21 protein-coding genes are annotated in these 23,279 nt (G+C 70.2%); 11 read left to right on the top strand and 10 right to left on the bottom strand.

The genetic code is table 11. The features are described 5' to 3' along the window. The first annotated feature begins 247 nt into the window (after positions 1 to 247). A complete protein-coding gene (locus ACLLJJ_RS20350) occupies positions 248 to 589 on the top strand; it encodes a WhiB family transcriptional regulator (protein WP_283516416.1) in 342 nt (113 codons plus the stop codon). 43 nt (positions 590 to 632) lie between these two features. Here the strand turns inward: ACLLJJ_RS20350 and ACLLJJ_RS20355 are convergent, their stop codons facing one another. Further along, the gene (locus ACLLJJ_RS20355; protein WP_434593509.1) at positions 633 to 2,039 is read right to left on the bottom strand and encodes an ArsA family ATPase; all 1,407 of its coding nucleotides are present in this window, start codon (positions 2,037 to 2,039) and stop codon (positions 633 to 635) included. Next, entirely contained in the window at positions 2,036 to 3,112 is a 1,077-nt protein-coding gene (locus ACLLJJ_RS20360; RefSeq protein ID WP_434593512.1) for an ArsA-related P-loop ATPase, read from the bottom strand. The genes ACLLJJ_RS20355 and ACLLJJ_RS20360 overlap by 4 nt, the downstream gene beginning before the upstream one ends. 71 nt (positions 3,113 to 3,183) lie before the next feature. On the opposite strand from ACLLJJ_RS20360, the gene ACLLJJ_RS20365 reads away from it, so the two are divergent. The 4 genes from ACLLJJ_RS20365 to ACLLJJ_RS20380 all read left to right on the top strand — a co-directional run bounded on the left by ACLLJJ_RS20365 (position 3,184) and on the right by ACLLJJ_RS20380 (position 5,590). Then, a complete protein-coding gene (locus ACLLJJ_RS20365) occupies positions 3,184 to 3,345 on the top strand; it encodes a DUF4177 domain-containing protein (protein ID WP_283516419.1) in 162 nt (53 codons plus the stop codon). Then, positions 3,342 to 3,824, top strand: coding sequence for a RidA family protein (locus tag ACLLJJ_RS20370; protein ID WP_434593516.1), 483 nt, complete (start codon positions 3,342 to 3,344; stop codon positions 3,822 to 3,824). The genes ACLLJJ_RS20365 and ACLLJJ_RS20370 overlap by 4 nt, the downstream gene beginning before the upstream one ends. A 72-nt stretch (positions 3,825 to 3,896) precedes the next feature. Beyond that, on the top strand, positions 3,897 to 4,763 hold the full coding sequence (locus ACLLJJ_RS20375) for an NUDIX hydrolase (RefSeq protein WP_434593519.1): 867 nt from the start codon (positions 3,897 to 3,899) through the stop codon (positions 4,761 to 4,763). Next, on the top strand, positions 4,760 to 5,590 hold the full coding sequence (locus tag ACLLJJ_RS20380; protein ID WP_434593522.1) for an MBL fold metallo-hydrolase: 831 nt from the start codon (positions 4,760 to 4,762) through the stop codon (positions 5,588 to 5,590). The genes ACLLJJ_RS20375 and ACLLJJ_RS20380 overlap by 4 nt, the downstream gene beginning before the upstream one ends. Before the next feature lie 204 nt (positions 5,591 to 5,794). Here the strand turns inward: ACLLJJ_RS20380 and ACLLJJ_RS20385 are convergent, their stop codons facing one another. After that, positions 5,795 to 6,469 (bottom strand): Crp/Fnr family transcriptional regulator, encoded by a 675-nt coding sequence (locus ACLLJJ_RS20385; protein WP_031090867.1) that lies wholly within the window; start codon positions 6,467 to 6,469, stop codon positions 5,795 to 5,797. 251 nt (positions 6,470 to 6,720) lie between these two features. On the opposite strand from ACLLJJ_RS20385, the gene nth reads away from it, so the two are divergent. The 4 genes from nth (at position 6,721) to ACLLJJ_RS20405 (ending at position 11,049) form a co-directional block, all read left to right on the top strand. Continuing rightward, complete coding sequence (nth, locus tag ACLLJJ_RS20390; protein WP_434593526.1) at positions 6,721 to 7,602, top strand: endonuclease III; 882 nt, start codon at positions 6,721 to 6,723, stop codon at positions 7,600 to 7,602. 124 nt (positions 7,603 to 7,726) lie between these two features. Beyond that, positions 7,727 to 8,452, top strand: a complete 726-nt coding sequence (locus ACLLJJ_RS20395) for an NUDIX hydrolase (protein WP_434593529.1) — start codon at positions 7,727 to 7,729, stop codon at positions 8,450 to 8,452. Positions 8,453 to 8,465: 13 nt separating this feature from the next. Then, complete coding sequence (locus ACLLJJ_RS20400; RefSeq protein ID WP_434593532.1) at positions 8,466 to 9,671, top strand: MarP family serine protease; 1,206 nt, start codon at positions 8,466 to 8,468, stop codon at positions 9,669 to 9,671. Between the two features lie 16 nt (positions 9,672 to 9,687). After that, positions 9,688 to 11,049 carry a 6-phospho-beta-glucosidase gene (locus tag ACLLJJ_RS20405; protein ID WP_434593535.1) on the top strand — a complete coding sequence of 454 codons (1,362 nt, stop codon included), beginning with the start codon at positions 9,688 to 9,690 and terminating at the stop codon, positions 11,047 to 11,049. A gap of 39 nt (positions 11,050 to 11,088) precedes the next feature. Here ACLLJJ_RS20405 and ACLLJJ_RS20410 read toward each other — a convergent pair whose 3' ends face one another. The 6 genes from ACLLJJ_RS20410 to ACLLJJ_RS20435 all read right to left on the bottom strand — a co-directional run bounded on the left by ACLLJJ_RS20410 (position 11,089) and on the right by ACLLJJ_RS20435 (position 19,411). After that, entirely contained in the window at positions 11,089 to 11,274 is a 186-nt protein-coding gene (locus tag ACLLJJ_RS20410; RefSeq protein ID WP_434593538.1) for a hypothetical protein, read from the bottom strand. 151 nt (positions 11,275 to 11,425) lie between these two features. Then, entirely contained in the window at positions 11,426 to 12,364 is a 939-nt protein-coding gene (locus ACLLJJ_RS20415; RefSeq protein ID WP_434593540.1) for an alpha/beta fold hydrolase, read from the bottom strand. After that, positions 12,361 to 12,819, bottom strand: a complete 459-nt coding sequence (locus tag ACLLJJ_RS20420; RefSeq protein WP_434593543.1) for a phage holin family protein — start codon at positions 12,817 to 12,819, stop codon at positions 12,361 to 12,363. Before ACLLJJ_RS20420 ends, ACLLJJ_RS20415 begins: the two co-directional genes overlap by 4 nt. A 75-nt stretch (positions 12,820 to 12,894) precedes the next feature. Next, entirely contained in the window at positions 12,895 to 14,289 is a 1,395-nt protein-coding gene (gene nhaA, locus ACLLJJ_RS20425) for a Na+/H+ antiporter NhaA (RefSeq protein ID WP_434593546.1), read from the bottom strand. A 213-nt stretch (positions 14,290 to 14,502) separates the two neighbouring features. Further along, entirely contained in the window at positions 14,503 to 16,458 is a 1,956-nt protein-coding gene (gene acs, locus ACLLJJ_RS20430) for an acetate--CoA ligase (RefSeq protein ID WP_434593549.1), read from the bottom strand. Positions 16,459 to 16,840: 382 nt separating this feature from the next. Further along, positions 16,841 to 19,411, bottom strand: coding sequence for a bifunctional SulP family inorganic anion transporter/carbonic anhydrase (locus ACLLJJ_RS20435; RefSeq protein ID WP_434593553.1), 2,571 nt, complete (start codon positions 19,409 to 19,411; stop codon positions 16,841 to 16,843). A gap of 307 nt (positions 19,412 to 19,718) precedes the next feature. Between ACLLJJ_RS20435 and ACLLJJ_RS20440 the strand changes: the two genes are divergently transcribed. After that, complete coding sequence (locus ACLLJJ_RS20440) at positions 19,719 to 21,035, top strand: hypothetical protein (protein ID WP_434593556.1); 1,317 nt, start codon at positions 19,719 to 19,721, stop codon at positions 21,033 to 21,035. A 100-nt stretch (positions 21,036 to 21,135) separates the two neighbouring features. Here ACLLJJ_RS20440 and ACLLJJ_RS20445 read toward each other — a convergent pair whose 3' ends face one another. Continuing rightward, positions 21,136 to 22,131: an ATP-binding protein gene (locus tag ACLLJJ_RS20445; RefSeq protein WP_434593559.1), complete on the bottom strand. Its 996-nt coding sequence runs from the start codon at positions 22,129 to 22,131 to the stop codon at positions 21,136 to 21,138. Between the two features lie 102 nt (positions 22,132 to 22,233). Here ACLLJJ_RS20445 and ACLLJJ_RS20450 point away from each other — a divergent pair, with 102 nt between their 5' ends. Next, on the top strand, positions 22,234 to 23,058 hold the full coding sequence (locus ACLLJJ_RS20450; protein ID WP_434593562.1) for an oxidoreductase: 825 nt from the start codon (positions 22,234 to 22,236) through the stop codon (positions 23,056 to 23,058). Positions 23,059 to 23,279 lie beyond the last annotated feature (221 nt).

Here is a 23,279-nt window from a genome sequence, read left to right on the forward strand (position 1 = left end):
TCATGCGTCACCTGGCGCCCGTTGTGCTCCAGCCTATCCGCCCCGGTTTGCCGGGTAGGTCGCGTATGCCCTTCGCTCACTCCGTCGGGTGATCTGCCGCTTACGCATAGTCCGTTCGGGCCATTCAAGATTGGGCCCGAAGGGGGTGTTGCGCTGTGCCCACCTTCCGTAACGTCCTCAACTGGCAGCGGTGAATATGCCGCTGTCGCCGTGGGGGAGCCTCGATTCGGGAGAGGACGGCGCCGGGATGGGCTGGGTAACCGACTGGAGTGCGCAGGCAGCCTGCCGCACTACCGATCCGGATGAACTGTTCGTACAAGGTGCAGCGCAGAACAGGGCCAAGGCGGTGTGCACCGGATGTCCGGTGCGGACCGAGTGCCTGGCCGACGCGCTGGACAACCGCGTCGAGTTCGGCGTGTGGGGGGGAATGACCGAGCGGGAGCGCCGCGCATTGCTGCGCAGGCGTCCCACCGTCACCTCCTGGCGCCGATTGCTGGAGACGGCGCGCACCGAGTACGAGCGAAGCACGGGCATTTTGCCCGAGGACGATGTGGACGGGGCGTACATGGCGTACGCAGCGGTGGGATAGGCGGACTGGACGGAACGCACCAAGTGAACCCGGCCTGGGAGCGCTAGGCCGCAGGGGCAGGACGATCGGGGCCGGCAGCGAGCCGGTCGCCGATGTCCCGCAATCCCGCGAGGTCGTGCACATCGCCCGGCAGAGCGGGTACTTCGGCCACCGCCACCTCGGGGTGGAGCGCGGTGAAGCGGTCGCGCGTTCGCTGTTCGCGCGCGAGCACATGCATCCGCTCGGCATGCAGATGCAGCAGCCCCGCGGTCAACTGCTCAACGCTGTGGACCCGCTGAGCCTCAGGGGTCTCGGCCGTCTCGACGCCGAGACGAGCGCCGTCCTGCGTGTCGACGTCGTGATCCTGCTGGGTGGCGTCGTGCGGGGTGCTGCTGCCTTGCTGGGGGCTCTCCGGTGAGGGATCCGGAGTCGGTGCGCCCGGTGTGGCCCCGGCAGTGGGAGAGGCGGCCGAGGAGTCACGAACTCCAGCATTCCCGGCCCTCTGATCCACAATGCGGCCCTCGTCAAGATTTTCCGCGGCGGCGAGGGCCCGCTCGGCGGAGAGCTGAGGGGCGCCGCTGCCGTGGACCCGGTTCAGTACCAGCCCGGCGAACGGCATTTTGTCCGCCGACAGCCGCTCGACGAAGTACGCCGCCTCGCGCAGCGCGTCCCGTTCCGGGGCGGCGACCACGAGGAAGGCCGTGCCGGGCGCCTGGAGCAGCTGGTACGTCGCGTCCGCACGGGTGCGGAAGCCGCCGAACATGGTGTCCATGGCCGCCACGAAAGTCTGTACGTCGCGCAGCAGTTGACCCCCCATGACCTTGCTGAGCGTCCCGGTCATCATCGCCATGCCGACGTTGAGGAACTTCATCCCGGCCCGGCCGCCCACCTTCGCGGGCGCCATCAGGATCCGGATGAACTTGCCGTCCAGGAACGACCCGAGCCGCTTGGGCGCGTCCAGGAAGTCCAGCGCGGAGCGGCTCGGCGGGGTGTCGACAATGATCAGGTCCCACTCGTCGCGGGCGCGCAGCTGACCCAGTTTCTCCATCGCCATGTACTCCTGCGTGCCCGCGAATCCGGCCGACAGGGACTGGTAGAAGGGGTTCTCCAGGATCGCGCGGGCCCGGTCGCCGTCCGCGTGCGCCTCGACGATCTCGTCGAAGGTCCGCTTCATGTCGAGCATCATGGCGCAGAGTTCGCCCCCGGCCGACTCGTCCACGCCCTTCACCCGGCGCGGGGTGTTGTCGAGCGCGTCGATGCCCATGGACTGGGCGAGGCGGCGCGCCGGGTCGATGGTGAGGACCACGACCTTCCGGCCGCGCTCCGCCGCCCGCACCCCCAGGGCCGCCGCCGTCGTGGTCTTGCCGACGCCACCGGAGCCGCAGCACACGATGATGCGGGTCGTCGGGTTGTCGAGCAGCGCGTCGACGCCCAGCACGGGCGCCGGGTCCATGGTGGTGTCCACGGTCATGAAGTCCCCCCAGACTGATGGATCCCGGACAGGCGGTTCACGGGCCGACCTGAGCCGGGCGGACCCGAACCGGACGGATCGCTCCCGGACGGATGCGTACCCGCCAGGTGGGCGCGTAGTTCCTTCGACAGCCGGTAGAGCCCCGCGAGATCCAGACCCGCCCCGATGAGCGGCAGTTCGTACGCCGTCAGATCCAGCCCGGCCAGTACCGCGCGCTGCTCGCGCTCCAGCTCGACGCGCTGTGCGTGCTCCGCCGCCTGTTCGAGCAGCGGGTCGACCAGGCGCTCGGCGAGGCCGCCGCGGCGCGCGCTGCCCAGGCCGGCCTCCGAGAGGGCCCTGGCGACCGCCGTGCGCTGCTCGCCGGCCGCCGAACGCAGGGCCTCCTCGTCGAGGAGGTGCGGGCGGACCATGTTCACGATGACGTTGCCCAGCGGCAGCTCGGCGGCGCGCAGCTCCCTGATGCCGTCCACGGTCTCCTGGACGGGCATCTCCTCCAGGAGGGTCACCAGGTGGACCTGCGTCTCCGGCGACTTCAGGACGCGCATCACGGCCTGCGCCTGATTGTGTATCGGGCCGAACTTGGCGAGGCCGGCCACCTCGTCGTTCACGTTCAAAAAGCGCGTGATGCGGCCGGTGGGCGGCGCGTCCATCACGACGTGGTCGTACGCGTACTGGTTCTTCTTGTCCCGGCGCCGGACCGCCTCGCACGCCTTGCCGGTCAGCAGGACGTCCCTGACACCCGGGGCGATGGTGGTCGCGAAGTCGATCGCGCCGAGCTTCTTGAGGGCCCGGCCCGCTCCGCCCAGCTTGTAGAACATCTGGAGGTAGTCGAGAAGCGCGCGTTCGGCGTCTATCGCGAGGGCGTACACCTCCCCGCCGCCCGGAGCGACCGCGATCTTCCGTTCCTCGTAGGGGAGCGCTTCCGTCTCGAAGAGCTGCGCGATGCCCTGTCTGCCTTCGACCTCCACCAGAAGAGTGCGTTTGCCCTCCGTCGCGAGGGCGAGCGCGAGTGCGGCGGCCACCGTGGTCTTTCCGGTACCGCCCTTGCCGCTGACGACCTGGAGCCTGCTCACGTCTTTGAGCCTAACCAGTCGGGCCACGGGCTACGCAGGGGACTGCCTGTGGCAGGTACTACAGTCGGCATATGACCAAGTGGGAATACGCGACTGTGCCTCTTCTCGTGCACGCGACGAAGCAGATTCTGGACACCTGGGGCGAGGACGGCTGGGAGCTCGTCCAGGTCGTTCCCGGACCCAACAACCCCGAGCAGCTGGTGGCCTACCTGAAGCGGGAGAAGCACGCATGAGCGGCGCCGCCGCCGGAACGGTCGAGGCGAGGCTCGCCGAGCTCGGCCTGACGCTCCCCGAGGTCGTACCGCCGCTGGCGACCTACCAGCCCGCGGTGCGCTCCGGTGTGTACGTCTACACCTCGGGCCAGCTCCCGATGGTGGGGGGCAAGCTTCCGTGCACCGGCAAGGTCGGCGCGGAAGTGACCCCCGAGGAGGCCAAGGACCTGGCGCGGATCTGCGCGCTGAACGCCCTGGCGGCCGTCAAGTCGGTCGTCGGTGACCTGGACCGCGTCGCGCGTGTCGTGAAGGTCGTCGGCTTCATCGCGTCCGCCGCGGACTTCACCGGCCAGCCCGCCGTCCTCAACGGCGCGAGCGAGCTGCTGGGCGAGGTGCTCGGCGACAAGGGCGTCCACGCGCGCAGCGCGGTCGGCGTGGCCGTGCTTCCGCTGGACGCTCCGGTCGAGGTCGAGATCCAGGTCGAGCTCGTTCAGGACTGACACCCCCGCCGCCGGGTTCGTTCCGCCCGGGTGACTCTCGAACATCGTCGCGGTTGGTCGTAGCATCCGGCCATGTCCAATGGTCAGTGGTATCCACCCGAATGGCCCGACCGTATCCGCGCCCTGGCGAACGGTGAGCTCACGGCTGCGACCCCCCGGCGGGCCGCGACCGTGATGCTGCTGCGGGACGGCACGCCGGGACCCGCCGTCCACATGCTGCGCAGACGCGCCTCCATGGCTTTCGCCGGAGGCGCGTACGCGTACCCGGGGGGCGGTGTGGACCCGCGCGACGACGATCACCAGGTGGGCTGGGCCGGTCCTTCGCTGGACGACTGGGCGCTGCGGCTCGGGGTGGACCCCGCGTCCGCGCAGGCCATCGTGTGCGCGGCGGTGCGGGAGACGTACGAGGAGGCGGGCGTGCTGCTCGCCGGCCCGACGGCCGACACGGTCGTCGACGACACCACGGGCGAGGAGTGGGAGGCGGACCGCCGGGCCCTGGTGGCCCGCGAGCTGTCCTTCGCCGACTTCCTGCAGCGCCGCTCGCTGGTGCTGCGCTCGGACCTGCTGGGCGCGTGGGCGCGCTGGATCACCCCGGAGTTCGAGCCGAAGCGGTACGACACGTGGTTCTTCGTGGCCGCGCTGCCGGCCGGACAGCGGACCCGCAACGCCTCGACGGAGGCCGACCGGACGGTGTGGATCGTGCCGGCCGAGGCCGCCGCTGGCTACGACCGGGGTGAATTGCTGATGATGCCGCCGACGGTCTCGACGCTGCGGCGGCTCCAGCCGTACCGTACGGCCGCCGAGGCGCTCGCGGGCGCCTCGGACCAGGACATGGCGCCGGTGCTCGCGCGGGCGCGTCTGGAGGGCGATCAGGTGATTCTCAGCTGGCCGGGCCACGACGAGTTCACGAAGTACATCCCGGCGGGCGGTGGCTCATGACCGAGGCAGCGGCCCTGCCGGGCCGGCCGCGCGGCGCGGTGTTCTCCGGGCGGGCCACCGACCGTGCGGTCAACGTACTGGCCCCCAATCCCTCCGCGATGACGCTGGACGGCACCAACACCTGGATCGTCTCGGAGCCGGGCTCGGACCTGGCGGTCGTCGTCGACCCCGGCCCGCTGGACGAAGCACACCTGCGGGCCGTGATCACCACGGCCGAACAGGCGGGCAAGCGTGTCGCGCTGACCCTCCTGACGCACGGGCACCCGGACCACGCGGAGGGCGCGGCCCGCTTCGCCGAGCTGACGCGCTCGTCCGTACGGGCCCTGGATCCGGCGCTGCGGCTCGGCGACGAAGGGCTCGGCGCGGGCGACGTCATCACCACCGGCGGCCTGGAGCTGCGCGTCGTACCGACGCCGGGGCACACCGCCGACTCGCTCTGCTTCCACCTGCCGGCCGACCGGGCGGTGCTGACGGGCGACACGATCCTCGGGCGCGGTACGACGCTGGTGGCGCACCCGGACGGGCGGCTCGGCGACTACCTGGACTCGCTGCGGCGGCTGCGCTCGCTGGCGGTCGACGACGGGGTGCGCACGGTCCTGCCGGGGCACGGGCCGGTGCTCGAAGACGCGCAGGGGGCGGTCGAGTTCTACCTGGCGCACCGTGCGAACCGCCTCGCGCAGGTCGAGACGGCCGTCGAGAACGGGTACGTGAGCGCGCCCGACGTGGTGGCGCACGTGTACGCGGACGTGGACCGCTCGCTGTGGCCCGCGGCCGAGCTCTCGACGCGGGCGCAGCTGGAGTACCTGCGGGAGCACGGCCTGATCTGAGGCCTGAGGGACACGGTCTGTCCGGCGCCCTGAGGGACACGGCTCGACGCGAGGCCGGAAGGGGCGCCGCCAGGGCCGTGGACGGCGCGGAAGGGCCCCTGAGGGGTACGGAAACGGCCTGAGGGACGCGGAAGGGGCCCCCGCTCGGCGGGGGCCCCTTCACACAGCCGCGCACGCCTGTCTTCAGCGTGCGTACAGCGGGCGTCAGCGCGAGCGCTTGGCCAGTCGCTCGACGTCCAGCAGGATCACGGCGCGCGCCTCCAGGCGCAGCCAGCCGCGGCCCGCGAAGTCCGCGAGCGCCTTGTTGACCGTTTCGCGGGAGGCGCCGACCAGCTGGGCGAGCTCTTCCTGCGTCAGGTCGTGCACCACGTGGATGCCCTCCTCCGACTGGACGCCGAAGCGGCGCGACAGGTCGAGGAGCGCACGGGCCACGCGGCCGGGCACGTCGGAGAAGACCAGGTCGGACATCTGGTCGTTGGTCTTGCGCAGCCGGCGGGCGACCGCGCGCAGCAGCGCCGTGGCCACCTCGGGGCGGGCGTTCAGCCAGGGCTGGAGGTCGCCGTGGCCGAGGCCGAGCAGCTTGACCTCGGTCAGTGCGCTGGCGGTGGCGGTGCGCGGGCCCGGGTCGAAGAGCGACAGCTCGCCGATCAGCTCGCCGGGTCCGAGGACGGCCAGCATGTTCTCGCGGCCGTCCGGGGAGGTGCGGTGGAGCTTCACCTTTCCTTCGGTCACCACGTACAGGCGGTCGCCGGGGTCGCCCTCGTGAAAGAGGGCGTCGCCGCGAGCGAGCGTCACCTCACTCATTGAGGCGCGGAGCTCCGCGGCCTGCTCGTCATCGAGCGCCGCGAAGAGCGGGGCGCGCCGCAGAACGTCGTCCACGAGTTCTCTCCTTGTCGACCTGCTCAGGGGACCGGTGGTCTCCATGATGCCGGACGGTAAAACAGTGCGATCAGTCACAAGCTTGACGTACATGTGTCCGTGCCCGTGCGGCAGGGGGCCGATTGGGTTGGCAATTGGCGGTGGCCGGGTCGGATGTCAGTGTGGGGCTTTAGGCTGGCCGGGTGTCCAAAACGCCGGTGAGAGCGCAGGCCAAGGGGGCTAGACAGGTGACCGCAAGTAATAATTCCGCTGTGGGCGAACAGCCTCCGGCCTCGCCCGAAAAACCTTCTAAAACCCCCAAATCGCCCAAGGGTGACAAGGCTACCAAGCCCGAGTCGGTCACCAGGCCCGAGTCGGTCACCAAGCACGAGTCGCACCTCGCCATGGTCCGCCGGGCCCGCCGGATCAATCGCGAGCTGGCCGAGATATATCCGTACGCGCACCCCGAGCTCGACTTCGAGAATCCCTTCGAGCTCCTCGTCGCCACGGTGCTCTCCGCCCAGACCACCGACCTGAGGGTCAACCAGACCACCCCCGCGCTCTTCGCCAGGTATCCGACGCCGGAGGACATGGCCGCCGCGGCCCCGGAGGAGCTGGAGGCGATCATCCGGCCGACGGGCTTCTTCCGCGCCAAGGCCCGCTCCCTGCTCGGCCTGTCCGCTGCCCTGAGGGACAACTTCGGCGGCGAGGTGCCCGGCCGCCTCGCGGACCTGGTCACGCTGCCGGGAGTCGGCCGCAAGACGGCCAATGTGGTGCTGGGCAATGCCTTCGGCGTCCCCGGGATCACCGTCGACACCCACTTCGGCAGGCTCGTGCGCCGCTGGAAGTGGACCGAGCAGGACGACCCGGTGAAGGTCGAGGCCGACATCGCCGCGATCTTCCCGAAGAGCGAGTGGACGATGCTCTCGCACCGCGTCGTCTTCCACGGCCGCCGGATCTGCCACTCCCGCAAGCCCGCCTGCGGCGCCTGCCCCATCGCGCCGCTGTGCCCTTCGTACGGCGAGGGCGAGACAGACCCGGAGAAGGCACGCAAGCTCCTCAAGTACGAGATGGGGGGCCACCCGGGGCAGCGCCTGAAGCCCCCGCCGGACTATCCCGGCAAGCCGGCGCCCGCGCTGGGCGCCGCCGGGTGACGGCAGCGGGCAGTGCGGCGGGCGGCACCGGACGCGCCCCGGTGGACCGCGTGACCTGGCAGAACCACAGGACCGGGCGGAACCATCAAGCCCCGGGTGGGCGTTGTGACAGACGGGGGTGCCCATGACGCGTGCGAGTGAGACCTGTGACGGCAGGCCGGCCGAAGGTGCCGGACTGCCCGACATCACCGTGACGAGCCGAGGGCTGCCCGAGTGGCTGGAGCCGGTGGCGCGGGTCGCCAGAGACGTACGGCCCGAGCAGCTCAGCCGGTTTTTGCCGCCGGAGAGCGGCAGTGGCCGCCAGTCGGCCGTGCTGGTCCTCTTCGGCGAGGGCACGGACGGGCAGCCCGAGCTGCTGCTCATGGAGCGTGCGGGCACCCTGCGCTCGCACGCGGGGCAGCCGGCCTTCCCGGGCGGCGCGCTCGACCCGGCCGACGGCGACCCGCAGACGACGGGACCGCTGCGGGCCGCGCTGCGCGAGGCCGAGGAGGAGACCGGGCTCGATCCGTCCGGCGTCCAGATCTTCGGCGTACTGCCCCGGCTCTACATCCCGGTCAGCAGCTTCGTCGTGACGCCCGTCCTCGGCTGGTGGCGCGAGCCGAGCCCGGTCGGCGCCGTCGACCTCGCCGAGACCGCCAGCGTCTTCACCGTCCCCGTGGCACATCTCACTGATCCACGGAACCGCGTGACGAGCGTGCACCCGCGTGGACACACTGGTCCCGCCTTCGCGGTCGGATCAGCGCTGGTCTGGGGATTCACCGCGGGGGTCATCGACAAGATCCTTCACTTCGCGGGCTGGGAGCGTCCTTGGGACCGCTCCAGGCAAGTCCCGCTCGACTGGCACGCATGACAGGGTGGCCCACGTGAATGTCATGGACATCTTGCTGCTGGTCGCCGCGGTGTGGTTCGCGATCGTCGGCTACCGCCAGGGGTTCGTCGTCGGCATTCTGTCGGTGATCGGTTTCCTCGGCGGCGGCATCGTCGCGGTCTACCTGCTGCCCTTCCTGTGGGACCAGTTGACCGACGGATCAGAGGTCAGCTCCACGGCCGCCGTCGTCGCGGTCGTGATCGTGATCGTGTTCGCCTCGGTGGGCCAGGCGTTCACCACCCACCTGGGCAACAAGCTCCGCAGACACATCACCTGGTCACCGGCGCGCGCCCTGGACGCCACCGGCGGCGCGCTGGTCAACGTCGTCGCGATGCTGCTGGTCGCCTGGCTGATCGGCTCCGCGCTGGCGGGCACCTCGTTGCCCACCGTCGGCAAGGAGGTGCGCAGTTCCAAGGTGCTCCTGGGGGTCTCGCGGGTGATGCCCGACCAGGCGAGCACCTGGTTCACGGACTTCAGCTCCGTCCTCGCGCAGAACGGCTTCCCGCAGGTCTTCAGCCCCTTCTCCAACGAGCCGATCACCGAGGTCGAGGCCCCGGACCCGGCGCTCGCGGGCAGCCCCGTCGCGGCCCGCGCCAAGCGGTCCATCGTCAAGGTCGTCGGCACCGCGCAGAGCTGCGGCAAGGTCCTCGAAGGCACCGGATTCGTCTTCTCCAACCGCCGCGTGATGACCAACGCCCATGTGGTCGGTGGGGTGGACGAGCCCACCGTCCAGATAGGCGGCGAGGGCCGGCTGTACGACGCGAAGGTGGTGCTCTACGACTGGGAGCGCGACATCGCCGTCCTGGACGTGCCGAACCTCAGGGCCCCCGCGCTCGAATTCGCCGACACTGGGGCGGACGCCCGCAGCGGTGACAGCGCGATCGTCGCGGGCTTCCCGGAGAACGGCGGATACGACGTGCGCTCCGCCCGCGTCCGTGGCCGGATCAACGCCAACGGGCCGGACATCTACCACCGCGGCACGGTCCGCCGAGACGTCTACTCGCTCTTCGCGACGGTCCGCCAGGGCAACTCGGGCGGCCCGCTGCTCACGCCCGAGGGCAAGGTGTACGGCGTGATCTTCGCCAAGTCGCTCGACGACGCCGACACCGGTTACGCACTGACGGCCGACGAGGTCCGCGAGGACGTCCGCGCCGGCCTCGGGGCCAACCAGCAGGTCGACAGCCAGGGATGCGCGCTCTGAGAGGCCGGACAACGACATGCGTCTGACGATTCTGGGCGGCGGCGGATTCCGCGTTCCCCTGGTGTACGGGGCTCTCCTGCGCGACCGCGCCGAGGGCCGCGTCACCCACGTCACCCTCCACGACCTGGACACCGCCAGGCTGACCGCCATTGCCCGGGTCCTGCGCGACCAGGCCGACGGCGTGGCCGACGGCGTGGCCGACGCGCCGGCCGTGACCGTCACCACCGACCTTGACGAGGCCCTGCGCGGCGCCGATTTCGTCTTCTCCGCGATCCGCGTCGGCGGCCTGGCGGGCCGCGCGGCCGACGAGCGCATCGCCCTGGCCGAGGGCGTCCTGGGACAGGAGACGGTCGGCGCGGGCGGTATCGCCTACGGACTGCGGACCGTCCCGGTGGCCGTCGACATCGCACGGCGGGTCGCCCGGCTCGCCCCGGACGCCTGGGTCATCAACTTCACCAACCCGGCGGGCCTGGTCACCGAGGCCATGGCCGCCCACCTCGGCGAGCGCGTCATCGGGATCTGTGACTCGCCCGTGGGCCTGGGCCGCCGGGTAGCCCGGGTGCTCGGCGCCGATCCGGCGCGGGCCCGGCTGGACTACGTGGGGCTCAACCACCTGGGCTGGCTGCGCGGCGTGTACGCGCAGGACGCCCCCGAGGTGAACCTGCTGCCGCGGCTGTTCACCGACGACAGCGTGCTGACCTCCTTCGAGGAGGGCAGGCTCTTCGGCGCCGACTGGCTCCGCTCGCTCGAGTCCGTACCCAACGAGTATCTGCACTACTACTACTTCAACCGCGAGGCGGTCACCGCCTACCGCGAGGCGAAGCAGACCCGCGGCGCGTTCCTCCGCGACCAGCAGGCGCGCTTCTACGCCGAGATGGCGGGCGGCGCACCGGCGGCCTGGTCCGCCTGGGACCGTACGCGCGCCGAGCGCGAAGCCACGTACATGGCGGAGAACAGGGAGGCGGCGGGCGCGGGCGAGAGGGCCGCCGACGACCTGGAGTCCGGCGGGTACGAGTACGTCGCGCTGGCCCTGATGCGGGCCATCGCCCGCGACGAGGCCGCCACGCTCATCCTGAACGTCCGCAACGGCTCCACGCTCGCGGTGCTCGACGAGGCAGCCGTCATCGAGGTCCCGTGCCTGGTCGGCGCGGGCGGCGCCCGGCCCCTCCCCGTCGCGCCGCTGACCGGCCACGAGGCGGGCCTGGTGGCCGCCGTCAAGGCGGTGGAGCGGTGTGTGCTCGACGCGGGCGAGAGCGGGTCGGCGCGGGCGGCGGTGAAGGCGTTCGCCCTGCACCCGCTCGTCGACTCGGTCGGGGTGGCGCGCAGGCTCCTCGACGGATACCGCGGCGTGCACCCCGGGCTCGACTACCTCAAGTAACGCCCGTGGGTCCGCGGTGAACGGCTTCCGCCGCGGCCGTCAGTCGCGAGGATGAGGATGGCGCAGTCGCGCCGAGACCCAGCGGGCCCGGCGGCGGAGGATGTGCGGAATTCCGAGACGGAGATCATGGCTCTGACCGGGAGAACCGCCCCTTCCGTGAACGCTCAGCGTCATTGCTGAGCGGCGGTTGCGTGTTGCGTCACCGTAGTCGTGCGTCCAGCCCATACCTCGACCTTTGCCCGTGCCCCAAGGTCGGTAATCGCTTCAGGCGCACCAATTTGGCCTATGCGCCGGGCAATTGGCTGTTCGTAGGACAAGCGTTCAAATACTGCGGCAGCGGGCGTCGCGCGGGGCGAGCCATTGGGGTGACGGTCGGTCAGCGGTCGGGCTCGGGGTCCTTGAGCCAGTTCACCAGCTCCGTCGAGAAGGCCGTCGGGTCCTCCTCGTGCGGGAAGTGCCCCAGCCCGTCGAACAGCCGCCAGCGGTAAGGAGCTTCGACGTACTGCCCGGAGCCCGCCGCGCTGCGGGTACGCATCACCGGGTCCAGTGAGCCGTGCAGATGCAGCGTCGGCACCTGCACGGGCCGCTTCATCCTGCGGTTGAACAGGATGCCGTCAGGCCGCGCCATCGACCGCACCATCCACCGGTACGGCTCGATCGCACAGTGCGCCGTCGACGGGATGGACATGGCCCGCCGGTAGACGTCGATGTCCTCGTCGTCCGGCAGCCGCGGCCCCGACCAGTCGCGGATCAGCCGGCCCACCAGCGCCGAGTCGTCCGCCATGAGCTGACGCTCGGGCACCCACGGCCGCTGGGATCCCCATACGTACGATCCGGCCCGCGACTGCGAGACGTCGGAGAGCATCGCCGAGCGCCAGCGGCGGGGGTGCGGCATCGAGGAGACCACGAGCCGACGCACCAGCTTGGGCCGCATCACGGCCGCGGTCCACGCCAGATAGCCGCCCAGGTCGTGCCCGACCAGCGCCGCGTCCGGCTCACCCAGCGACCGCACCACACCGGTGATGTCCAGCGCGAGGTTCGCCGGGTCGTACCCGCGCGGCGTACGGTCGCTGCCGCCCACGCCCCGCAGGTCCATGGCGACGGCCCGGAAGCCCGCGTCGGCGAGCGCGGTCAGCTGGTGCCGCCACGTCCACCAGAACTGCGGGAAGCCGTGCACCAGCAGCACCAACGGTCCCTCGCCGACCTCCGCGATATGGAAGCGCGCGCCATTGGCCGCCACGTCGCGGTGGGTCCACGGACCATCGATGCGTACGGCGGAGGTGGATGGTCCGGATCCGGATTCAGGGGCCGTCATGTGGACGAGCGTGCCACAACCGCGGCCTTGTCACCGACCTGGCGGGGGTGAGGCTTGACGCTCTGGAGTACGGCCGCCGTCTCCTTGGCCGAGGCGATGGTCTTCTCCGGCGGCTTGACCTTCTTGAACTTGCGGACGGCCAGCAGCGCCAGCAACCCCGCGAGCAGCAGAAACGCTCCGCCCACGATCAGGAAGGACCAGGCGAGCCCCAGCCCCAGGTTGTGGATGCCGTACGCCGCCGCGAAGCTGAGCACCGGCAGGGAGAAGAGTGCGAACACCCCTGCGATGCCGATGGCGCCGCCACCGATGCCGACACGCTTGGCGTCCTGCCGCAGCTCGGCCTTGGCCAGCGCGATCTCGTCGTGCATCAGAGCGGACATCTCGGCGGTCGCCGTGGCGACCAGTTGACCGAGGCTCCGGTCGGCGCTGTCAGCGGTGCGGACGGGGTCGCTCATCGCTCACTCCCTCTTCCTTCTTCTTATTCGTCTTTTTCACATCAACGTCTACGCATCTGGTGTCAGACCCTCAGATCATGCCGGACTGCCGCTGTCGTTGCTCGCTGCCCCGTGGTCTTCGGCGAGCTTGCGGTGGACGGCGGCCTTCTGTTCGTAGATCGCGGCCATGCGCAGGTGGTACTCCGGCTGGTCCTGCTCGTAGATGTCCGGAATGCCGTCCCCGTCGTCGTCGCGCTCCTCCTCGTCGAACAGCGCACGGTACCTGCGTACCCGCAGCTTGAGCAGAATCGCGGAAAAAACGGCGGCGATCAGCGAGCCGACCAGCACGGCCGCCTTCACCTCTCCGGTCAGCACGGCGTCCCCGCCGAACGCGAGCTCGCCGATGAGCAGCGACACGGTGAAGCCGATGCCGGCGAGCGTGGCGACGGCGAACACATCCGGCCAGGCCAGATCGTCGTTGAGCTTGGCCCTGGTGAAGCGGGCCGCCAGCCAGGTGCCGCCGAAGATGCCGACGGCCTTGCCCACCACCAGACCCAGGACCACACCGAGGGTCTCGGGCCGGGTGAACACATCGCCGAGCGCACCGCCGGAAAGGGCGACCCCGGCGGAGAACAGCGCGAACAGGGGCACGGCGAGACCCGCGGAGAGGGGACGTACAAGGTGCTCGATGTGCTCGCCGGGGGAGTGCTGCTCGCCCTCCCGGCGCGAGCAGCGGAGCATCAGCCCCATCGCGACACCGGCGATCGTGGCGTGCACGCCGCTGTTGTACATCAGCCCCCAGATCACCAGGGCGAGCGGGACGTACACGTACCAGCCGCGCACGTTCTTGCGGAGCAGCACCCAGAAGACGGCGAGGCCGACGGCCGCGCCGCCGAGCGCCGCGAAGTTGATGTCGCTGGTGAAGAAGACCGCGATGATCAGGATGGCGAAGAGATCGTCGACGACGGCCAGGGTCAGCAGGAAGGCGCGCAGCGCGGACGGCAGCGAGGTGCCGATGACCGCGAGGACGGCGAGCGCGAACGCGATGTCGGTGGCCGTCGGGACGGCCCAGCCGCTCATCGAGCCGCCGCCGATGGCGTTCACCGTGACGTAGACCAGGGCGGGCACGGCCATGCCGGAGATCGCGGCGATCACCGGGAGCGCGGCGGCCTTCGGGTCGCGCAGCTCGCCCGCGACCAGTTCGCGCTTGAGCTCGATGCCGGCGACGAAGAAGAAGACGGCGAGCAGGCCGTCGGCGGCCCAGTGCTGGACGGACAGGTTCAGGCCCAGCGACGAGGGGCCGATGTGGAAGGCGCGTACGGACTCGTAACTGCTGCTCAGCGGCGTATTGGCCCAGATCAGAGCGGCGACGGCGGCGATCAGCAGGAGTACGCCGCCGACGGTCTCGGTGCGCAGCGCGTTCGCGACGTAGGTGCGCTCGGGGAGCGGGAGACGTCCGAGGAACTTGCGGGTAGGGCTGGGCGCGGCCACGGGTGGAAACCTCCGGTCGGTGGGCAGCATGAAGCACATTGCCGACCAGACTTCCCGGCGCACCTATCAAGTTTTGACGCGTCCGTGACGCGGTCATCACCCTACCGGTGGTGCGCGAGGGCGGATCCGGTGATCTTCACCTTACGAGCGGAAAGGGCACCCTGCGCGCGGAGCGCGGGTGCCCTTTCCGCCCTGCTTCGGGTGCCGGCGGGGTCAGTCCTCGCTGGAGGCGCTCGGCAGCTGGGTCTGGATCAGGTCCATGACCGAGGAGTCGGTGAGCGTGGTGACGTCGCCCAGCTGGCGGTTCTCCGCGACGTCGCGGAGCAGCCTGCGCATGATCTTGCCGGAGCGGGTCTTGGGCAGCTCGGCCACCGGGAGGACGCGCTTGGGCTTGGCGATCGGGCCGAGCGTGGTGCCGACATGATTGCGCAGCTCCGCGACCAGACCGTCGTCCACGCTGGCCGTACCGCGCAGGATTACGAACGCGACGATCGCCTGACCGGTGGTCGCGTCCGCCGCGCCCACGACCGCCGCCTCGGCGACCTTCGGGTGGGCGACGAGCGCCGACTCGACCTCGGTGGTCGAGATGTTGTGTCCGGACACCAGCATCACGTCGTCGACCCGGCCGAGCAGCCAGATGTCGCCGTCGTCGTCCTTCTTGGCGCCGTCGCCCGCGAAGTACTTGCCCTGGAAGCGCGACCAGTAGGTGTCGATGAACCGCTGGTCGTCGCCCCAGATCGTACGGAGCATGGCGGGCCACGGCTCGGTCAGGACCAGATATCCGCCGCCGCCGTTCGGGACCTCGTTGCCGTCGTCGTCGACGACGGTGGCCGAGATGCCGGGCAGGCCGCGCTGCGCCGATCCGGGCTTGGTCGAGGTGACACCGGGCAGCGGCGAGATCATCATCGCGCCGGTCTCCGTCTGCCACCAGGTGTCGACGACCGGGCACGTCCCGGCGCCGATGTTCTCCCGGTACCAGATCCACGCCTCGGGGTTGATCGGCTCACCCACCGAGCCGAGCACCCGCAGCGAGGACAGGTCGAACTTGGCGGGGATGTCGTCCCCCCACTTCATGAACGTGCGGATCGCCGTCGGCGCCGTGTAGAGGATCGTGACGCCGTACTTCTGGACGATCTCCCAGAAGCGTCCCTGGTGGGGGGTGTCGGGCGTGCCCTCGTACATGACCTGCGTCGCGCCGTTGGCCAGCGGTCCGTAGACGATGTACGAGTGTCCGGTCACCCAGCCGATGTCGGCCGTGCACCAGTAGACGTCGGTCTCCGGCTTGAGGTCGAAGACGGCGTTGTGTGTGTACGCGGCCTGGGTGAGGTAACCACCCGAGGTGTGCAGGATGCCCTTGGGCTTCCCCGTCGTACCGGAGGTGTACAGGATGAAGAGCGGGTGCTCCGCGTCGAACGCCTCGGGGGTGTGCTCGGCGGACTGCCGGGCGACGATCTCGTCCCACCACACGTCCCGGCCGGCGTCCCACGCGGTATCCTGGCCCGTACGCCGCACCACGAGCACGTGCTCGACCTGCGGACACTTGGCGACGGCCTCGTCGATGGCGGGCTTGAGCGCGGTGGGCTTGCCGCGCCGGTAGCCGCCGTCCGAGGTGATGACCAGCTTGGCGTCGGCGTCCTGGATGCGGGACGCGACGGCGTCGGCCGAGAAGCCGCCGAAGACGACCGAGTGCGCGGCGCCGATCCGGGCGCAGGCCAGCATGGCCACGGCTGCCTCGGGGATCATCGGCAGATAGACGGCGACGCGGTCGCCCTTGCGTACGCCCAGCTCGGTGAGGGCGTTCGCGGCGCGCGAGACCTCGTCCTTGAGCTCGGCGTAGGTGATCGCGCGGCTGTCGCCGGGCTCGCCCTCGAAGTGGATGGCGACGCGGTCGCCGTTGCCCGCCTCGACGTGGCGGTCCACGCAGTTGTACGCGACGTTGAGTTTGCCGTCTGCGAACCACTTCGCGAACGGCGGGTTCGACCAGTCGAGTGTCTCGGTCGGCTCGGTGGCCCAAGTGAGCCGCCGGGCCTGCTCGGCCCAGAAACCCAGCCTGTCCGCCTCGGCCTGTTCGTACGCCTCCGCCGTCACATTGGCGTTCGCGGCCAGCTCAGCAGGCGGAGCGAAGCGGCGCTCCTCCTTCAGAAGGTTGGCCAGGCTTTCGTTGCTCACGACATCTCCCTTTCCCAGGGCGTCCGATGTGTCCCGTGCCCTAGCTCATCAGTCTCGTGCCCGGGTGACAAGGCCCTTCCGGGAATTGGTTTAGACCTGTGAGCTGTGGTGGGCCGGTCCGGCGGCTGATTCACGATGTGCGTACGGCCCCTCCCGGCGGGTCGCGCGGGGAGGGGCCATACGGTTTCACGGACGGGAGAGCGGTCCGGTTCAGATTCAGACCGGTCTCCCGGATGGCGGAGCGGCCCGGTCCGGTCGCGTCCCACGGAGAGCCGAGCGATTCGGTTCGGACGCGCGGCTCTCCTCCGGGTTCCCGGGCCTTCCGGAGCCCCGGGACCTCCTGACCAGAGCTTCGGACCTGGGCCTTCGGACCTCGGAAACTTCAGGCGCGTGACTCTTCGAACGAGCCTTCGGGCGGCCCTTCGAGCTCCCCCGGGGGCAGGCCTTCGTCGTCGTACGCCGAGGGGCCGATCCGGTCGAAGACCTCCGCGCTGTCGCCGACCAGCGCGCCGTCCTCCAGGAGATACGCCTGGGCCTCGCCGACATGGAAGTACATGCCGTGCAGTTCGAGCGTGCCTTCGGCGAGCCCCCGCCGCACCGCTTCATGGCTGCGTAGATGCTCCAACTGCTGCACCACATTGGTCAGGCAGAGCTGCTCGATCGCGTCGGTGGGCAGCCTCCCGGAGATCCGTGCCCAGGAGTGGTGACGACTCTTCATCCGCTCCAGGCTGGGCAGCCCGTGCCGCAGCCAGCGGCGCAGGGGTGTCTGCGGGCCGTCCGGCGGCGTATTGATCAGGGCCTGCATCGCTCCGCAGCCGGAGTGTCCGCAGATGGTGATGGACGCCACCTTCAGCACGTCCACGGCGTACTCGATGGCTGCGGCGACCGAGTCGTCCGCACCCGCCGCGCCCGGTGGGGGCACCAGATTTCCCACGTTGCGTACGGTGAAGAGGTCGCCGGGGCCGCTGGATGTGATCATGCTGGTGACCAGTCGGGAGTCGGCGCAGGTGATGAAGAGCTGCGAGGGCCGCTGGCCCTCGCGCGCCAGCCGGGCCAGCTCCTCGCGGACCAGCGGCGCCGTATTGCGCTGGAAGGCGCTGAGTCCGCTGGCCAGTTGACCGCCGCTCGCCCGTCTTGGTGCGACGGAGCGGACGGGGTGGTCGGACTGGGTGGCCCGCGTGGCCTGGGTGGACCGGGTGGGGCTGTCGTGCCGGTCCGCGTCGAGGGCGGAATCGGCGGCCGACCGGATCACGGGCCGGCCCGATTCATCGGCCGGCGCGGTGCCGTGATCGTCACAGTGGTGGTTGCGCCAAGGCGTCCAGGGCCGGCAGCAGGTGTGCGCGACGGAGACCGGGCCAGCGAACCGGTTGCCCGAACGCCCGGCGACCTCGACCCGGCCGCCCTGGGCGACATGCGCGTCCTGCCAGTCCTGGAGAGCCTCGAACGCCGCGTGGTCCATGAACGACCCGTCCAATTCGACGACCGCGTGCGCCCCTTGGGGCACCTGATTCAGTGTGCGGCTCAGCCGGGGCACGGCGAGGAACGTCAACTGCCCGCGCGCCCGCACATGGTGGACCCCGTCCGCCGAGATCTCGGCGGTGATGCGGGTCTTGGCCAGCCGGTGCAGTGCCACGGCGACTGCCACCGCGACGCCGATCACCACACCTTCGAGCACCCCGGCGAGCACCACGGCGAGCATCGTGACCACGTAGACGAGCATCTCCCGGTGGCGCGTCACGCTGCGCAGGTGGGTGATGTTCACCATCTGGATGCCGACGAACATCACCAGCGCGGCGAGCGCGGCCAGCGGGATCAGATCGAGGACGGGCACCAGGAGCAGGGCCGCGACCACGATCCACAGGCCGTGCAGCATCGTCGAGTTGCGGGTGATCCCGCCCGCCGACACATTCGCGGCGCTGCGGACGGCGACTCCGGTGATGGGCAGCCCACCGAGCGCGCCGGAGACGATGTTCGCAGCGCCCTGCCCGACCAGCTCCCGGTCGAGATTGGTCCGCGGGATCCTGATCCGCGGCTCTTTGCGGGCGGAAACCAGCTTGTCGACGGCGACGGCGGACAGCAGCGACTCGACGCTTCCCACCAGGGTGACGGTGAGGACGGCGGCGAGGATGCCGAGGACCGGGCCCTCGGGCAGCTCGGGCAGGGCGTGGCTGCGCCAGGACGGCAGGTCGACGCGCGGCAGGCTCAGCCCGGCGAACGCCGCGACGGCGGTCGCCGCGGCCACCGCGGCCAGGGCGGCCGGAATCTTCCGCACGATCCGGCCCGTACGACCGGGAATGCGCGGCCAGAGCAGCAGCACCGCGACCGTCAGGGCGCTCACGGACAGGGCGACCGGATGCAGATCGGCCAACTGGGCAGGCAGGCCACGCACATTGGCCACCGCGGAGCTCTGCGGGGTGCCGCCCAGGACGATGTGCAGTTGGGCGAGGGCGATCGTGGCGCCGATGCCGGCCAGCATGCCGTGCACGATCGCCGGGCTGACGGCGAGGGCGGACCGGGCCACGCGCACGGCGGCCAGCACGAGTTGGGTGACGCCGGCGAGCACGGTGATGGCGCAGGTGGTGCGCCAGCCGTACCGCTGGATCAGCTCGGCGGTGACCACCGTGAGCCCGGCGGCGGGCCCGCTGACCTGGAGCGGGGAACCGCCGAGCCGACCGGCGACGATGCCCCCGACGGCGGCTGCGACCAGGCCCGCCTGGAGCGGTGCGCCGGTGGCCAGGGCGATGCCCAGGGAGAGCGGCAGTGCGATCAGGAAGACGGCGATTGATGCGGACAGATCCGCTCCGGCGATACGGAAGCGGCGACCACCGGGCGGGGTGCCTTCGGACGGGGGGCCCGCGGACGGCGGGCCGTGCGGGCGCTGGAATCGGGACACGAGCGATGCGCGAGTGGCGCGAGAAGTGTGGTCGTTGCGAGTGGGGACGCAGGCAGACATAGGTTCCCGTCTCCTCCGGGGCGGCGCGGTCGCGGGACGTGGGGTCGCGGCCGTGGGTCACGGCGTGCAGCGGCGGGAGTTTCAACTCTCGGTAAACGAATCGTAATGCAGAGTAAAGAGACAAGGGTGATTTACGGGTCAAATGGGTCAATCATTCACCCGTTCCAGTGAATAGGCATTTTGTGCGGCTTGTCATACCTTTCGCTCTGCTGAGGCATGCGAGGTTTGCCGCGCCATCTCGGCAGTTCCGTGCCGTGCCGGCAAATCAGCGCATCAACGCAGGAGACCTGAGGAAGAGGGTGGGCGGATGATGGCCGCCACGAAGAGGATCGCTGTCGGCGTCGTCGCCATGACCATGGCCGCGGCGCTGGCCGGCTGCTCGGGATCTGTTTTCGGTTCCGGGCCCGATGCTCCCGCTGCCAAGAAGGGGGCCCACGGAGCGAAGAAGCACGTTCCGGCGGCGGCGCCCAAGAACGCGGTGCGTCTGATCGGTGACGGCTCGACCGCGTTCACCGGAGCCCAGCCCCATCTGCTCAAGCCGCAGCGACTGAAGGCCGGGCAGAAGCCCCCGCAGTTCGTGGTGTTCTCGTGGGACGGTGCGGGCGAGGACAGCCAGCAGCTCTTCTCCCACTTCCGCAAGGTCGCCAAGAAGTACGACGCGACGATGACGTACTTCCTCAGCGGCGTCTATCTCCTCCCGGAGGAGAAGAGACATCTCTACGATCCGCCGAAGCACTCCTCGGGCCGGTCCGACATCGGTTTCAACGATGCCGAGGGCATCAAGGACACCGTGGAACACCTCCGCGGCGCCTGGCTGGACGGCAACGAGATCGGCACGCACTTCAACGGCCACTTCTGCGGTAAGGAAGGTGGCGTCGGCACCTGGTCCACCGAGGAGTGGAAGAGCGAGATCTCGCAGGCCAAGGCCTTCGTGAAGCGCTGGAAGACCAACTCGGGCCTGTCGAAGGCCAAGCCGCTGCCCTTCGACTACGACAAGGAGCTCGTCGGAGCCCGCACGCCCTGCCTGGAAGGGCAGAAGAACATGATGAAGGCCGGAAAGGCGCTGGGCTTCCGCTACGACTCCAGCGGCGTCGGCAAGCAGGTCTGGCCCAAGAAGACCCAGGGCCTGTGGGACATGCCGCTCCAGCTCGTACCTGTGCCGGGACGGGCCTTCGAAACGCTCTCGATGGACTACAACTTCATGGTCAATCAGTCGGGAACGGTCAAGGGCGATCCCTCGCAGCACGCGTACTGGGGTGACCAGATGCGCGACGGCCTGCTCAAGGCCTTCGGCCGCTCGTACACCGGAAACCGCGCCCCGCTGATCATCGGCAACCACTTCGAATCCTGGAACGGCGGCACGTACATGCGCGCCATCGAGGAGACGATCAAGACGGTCTGCGTGCAGCGTGACGTGCGCTGTGTGTCCTTCAAGCAGGTCGCCGACTGGCTGGACGTGCAGGACCCGAAGGTGCTGGACAAGATGGGCACCCTCGACGTGGGCCAGGCGCCGAAGGAAGGCTGGCCCGCCTTCCTCGCCCCCCGGCCCGCGGTCGCCCCGCCCACCGGGGCAGCCGCACCGGCGAAGGCGACAGCTCCGGCCAAGCCGGCGGAGGGCCGCTGACTTCTCGGCCGGGCCGACCGGGGCGTGCTGACTTCCCGGCCAAGCCGGCCGGGGGCCGCGGCCTCCCGGCAGTCCCGGCCGGGAGGCGCAGGCTTCTTGGTCAGGCCGGCTGAGGAGCGCCGACCTCCGAGAAGCGCTCGTCGAGTACGAAGGCGGGGTCGACCTGCGCAGCCAGGTCGGCGCCCGTCTTCGCGTTTCCCCAGCTCTCCGCGTTCTTCAGATGGAACTGCACCATCTGCCGGGTGTAGCGCTGCCAGTCGCGTTGCGCGTACGAGTCCTCCGCCGCGTTCTGCAGGGCCTGGAGGGCCAGGCGGTTGTCCGCCTCCAGGAGCTCGAAGGCGGCCGGGCGGCCCTTCTCCATCCTGCGGACCCAGTCGGAGGCGCCGACGGTGACGAGGAGGTCGTCGCCGACTTCCTCGCGCAGGAAGTCGATGTCGTCCTGGCCCTGCACCTTGTTGCCCACGACTTTGAGGGCCACGCCGTAGTCCCTGGCGTACTCCTTGTACTGGCGGTAGACGGAGACACCCTTGCGGGTCGGCTCGGCCACCAGGAAGGTCATGTCGAAGCGGGTGAACATGCCGGACGCGAAGGAGTCGGAGCCGGCCGTCATGTCCACGACGACGTACTCCTCCGGACCGTCGACGAGGTGGTTGAGGCACAGCTCGACCGCGCCGACCTTGGAGTGGTAGCAGGCGACGCCCAGGTCGGACTCGGTGAAGGGCCCGGTCGCCATCAGCCGGATCTCGCCGTCGTCCAGCTGGACGGGGCGGGCGCACGCGTCGTACACCGGGTTGTCCTCGGCCACCCGCAGCAGCCTCGAACCCTCGCCGGGCGGGGTCGTCTTGATCATCGTCTCGGCGGAGGCGATGCGGGGGTTGGTGCCGCGCAGATAGTTCTTGATGAGGGGCAGATACGCCCCCATGGCGGGCAGTGCGGCGGCCTGGGCCTCGTCGAGACCCAGCGCGGCGCCCAGGTGCTGGTTGATGTCGGCATCCACGGCGACGACCGTGGCCTCGTTGGCGGTGAGGTGACGGATGAACAGCGAAGACAGCGTGGTCTTGCCGCTGCCACCCTTCCCTACGAAAGCGATCTTCATGTTCACCAAGGGTAATCGCATGATTGCTCTTGGTGTGCACGGGGAGTGAAGAAGACCACTCCAAGGTGGGGTGGGTGCCGGGTGTGCGTAGGCTCCTTACTTATGAGTACGAAAGCTGATCCGTTGGAGGCGTTGGGCGCGCTGCCCGGTGTGCCCGAAGCCGTCGACTCCGTGCGCAAGGCCGTGGACCAGGTCTACGGGCACCGGGTCATGAGGCGCCGCAGCAACGAGATCACCGCGGAGGCGGCCCTGCGCGGAGCGCGCGGCTCGGCGGCCCTCTCGGGCGCGGACTGGGCGCTGGAGGAGGTGCGCAGACGCACCGACTTCAGTCAGGACGCCGAGTCGCGCACGGTCGGCGGGGCGCTGCGGCTGACGGCCGAGGCCGGTCAACTGCTTTCCGTCTGGCGGCAGTCGCCGCTGCGGGTGCTGGCCCGGCTGCATTTGGTCGCGGCCGGTGGTGCGGATGTGTCCGACGAGCTGGTGGGCCGTCCGCGGCTCGCGGGCGAGCCGGTCGACGAGCCGCTGATCGAGCTCGCGGTGCCCGGTGCGGACGAGGTGGCGGGGCGGCTTGAGGGCTTGTCCGAGCTGGTGGTCGCAGGCGGCTCCGCGCCTGCCCTGGTAACGGCGGCCGTTGTGGAGGGCGAACTGCTGGCGCTGCGCCCGTTCGGCTCGCACAACGGTCTGGTGGCGCGGACCGCCGGCCGCATCGTGCTGATCGGCAGTGGCCTGGACCCGAAGTCGGTCTGCCCGCTGGAAGTGGGTCACGCGGAGCTGGGGCGTGCGGCGTATGTCGCGGCGCTGGACGGCTATGTGTCGGGGACGCCCGCGGGCATGGCGGCGTGGATCGCGCACTGCGGGCGCGCCGTGGAGCTGGGGGCCAGGGAGTCGACGGCCGTCTGTGAGGCGCTTCAGCGCGGAGCGGCGTAAGTGCGCTCCCATTGGTCCGGAGCGGGCGGATGCGTCAGGAAGGCTCAGTGCAAGGGTTGCGGCGGTACCAGTCCTGGTACCGCCGCTGGCACATCCGTCGAGTTACCAAGCGTCCTCGTATTTTTGCCCATCAGGTCGGGACTTGGCCCGTTACCTGGTGCGGCTGGCCCGTAATCGACGGGTCGACGTCGCGTGGGTGCTCAACATCTGTGCGCGGTCCG

Source organism: Streptomyces sp. A5-4, from assembly GCF_051131715.1.
Lineage (GTDB): Bacteria > Actinomycetota > Actinomycetes > Streptomycetales > Streptomycetaceae > Streptomyces.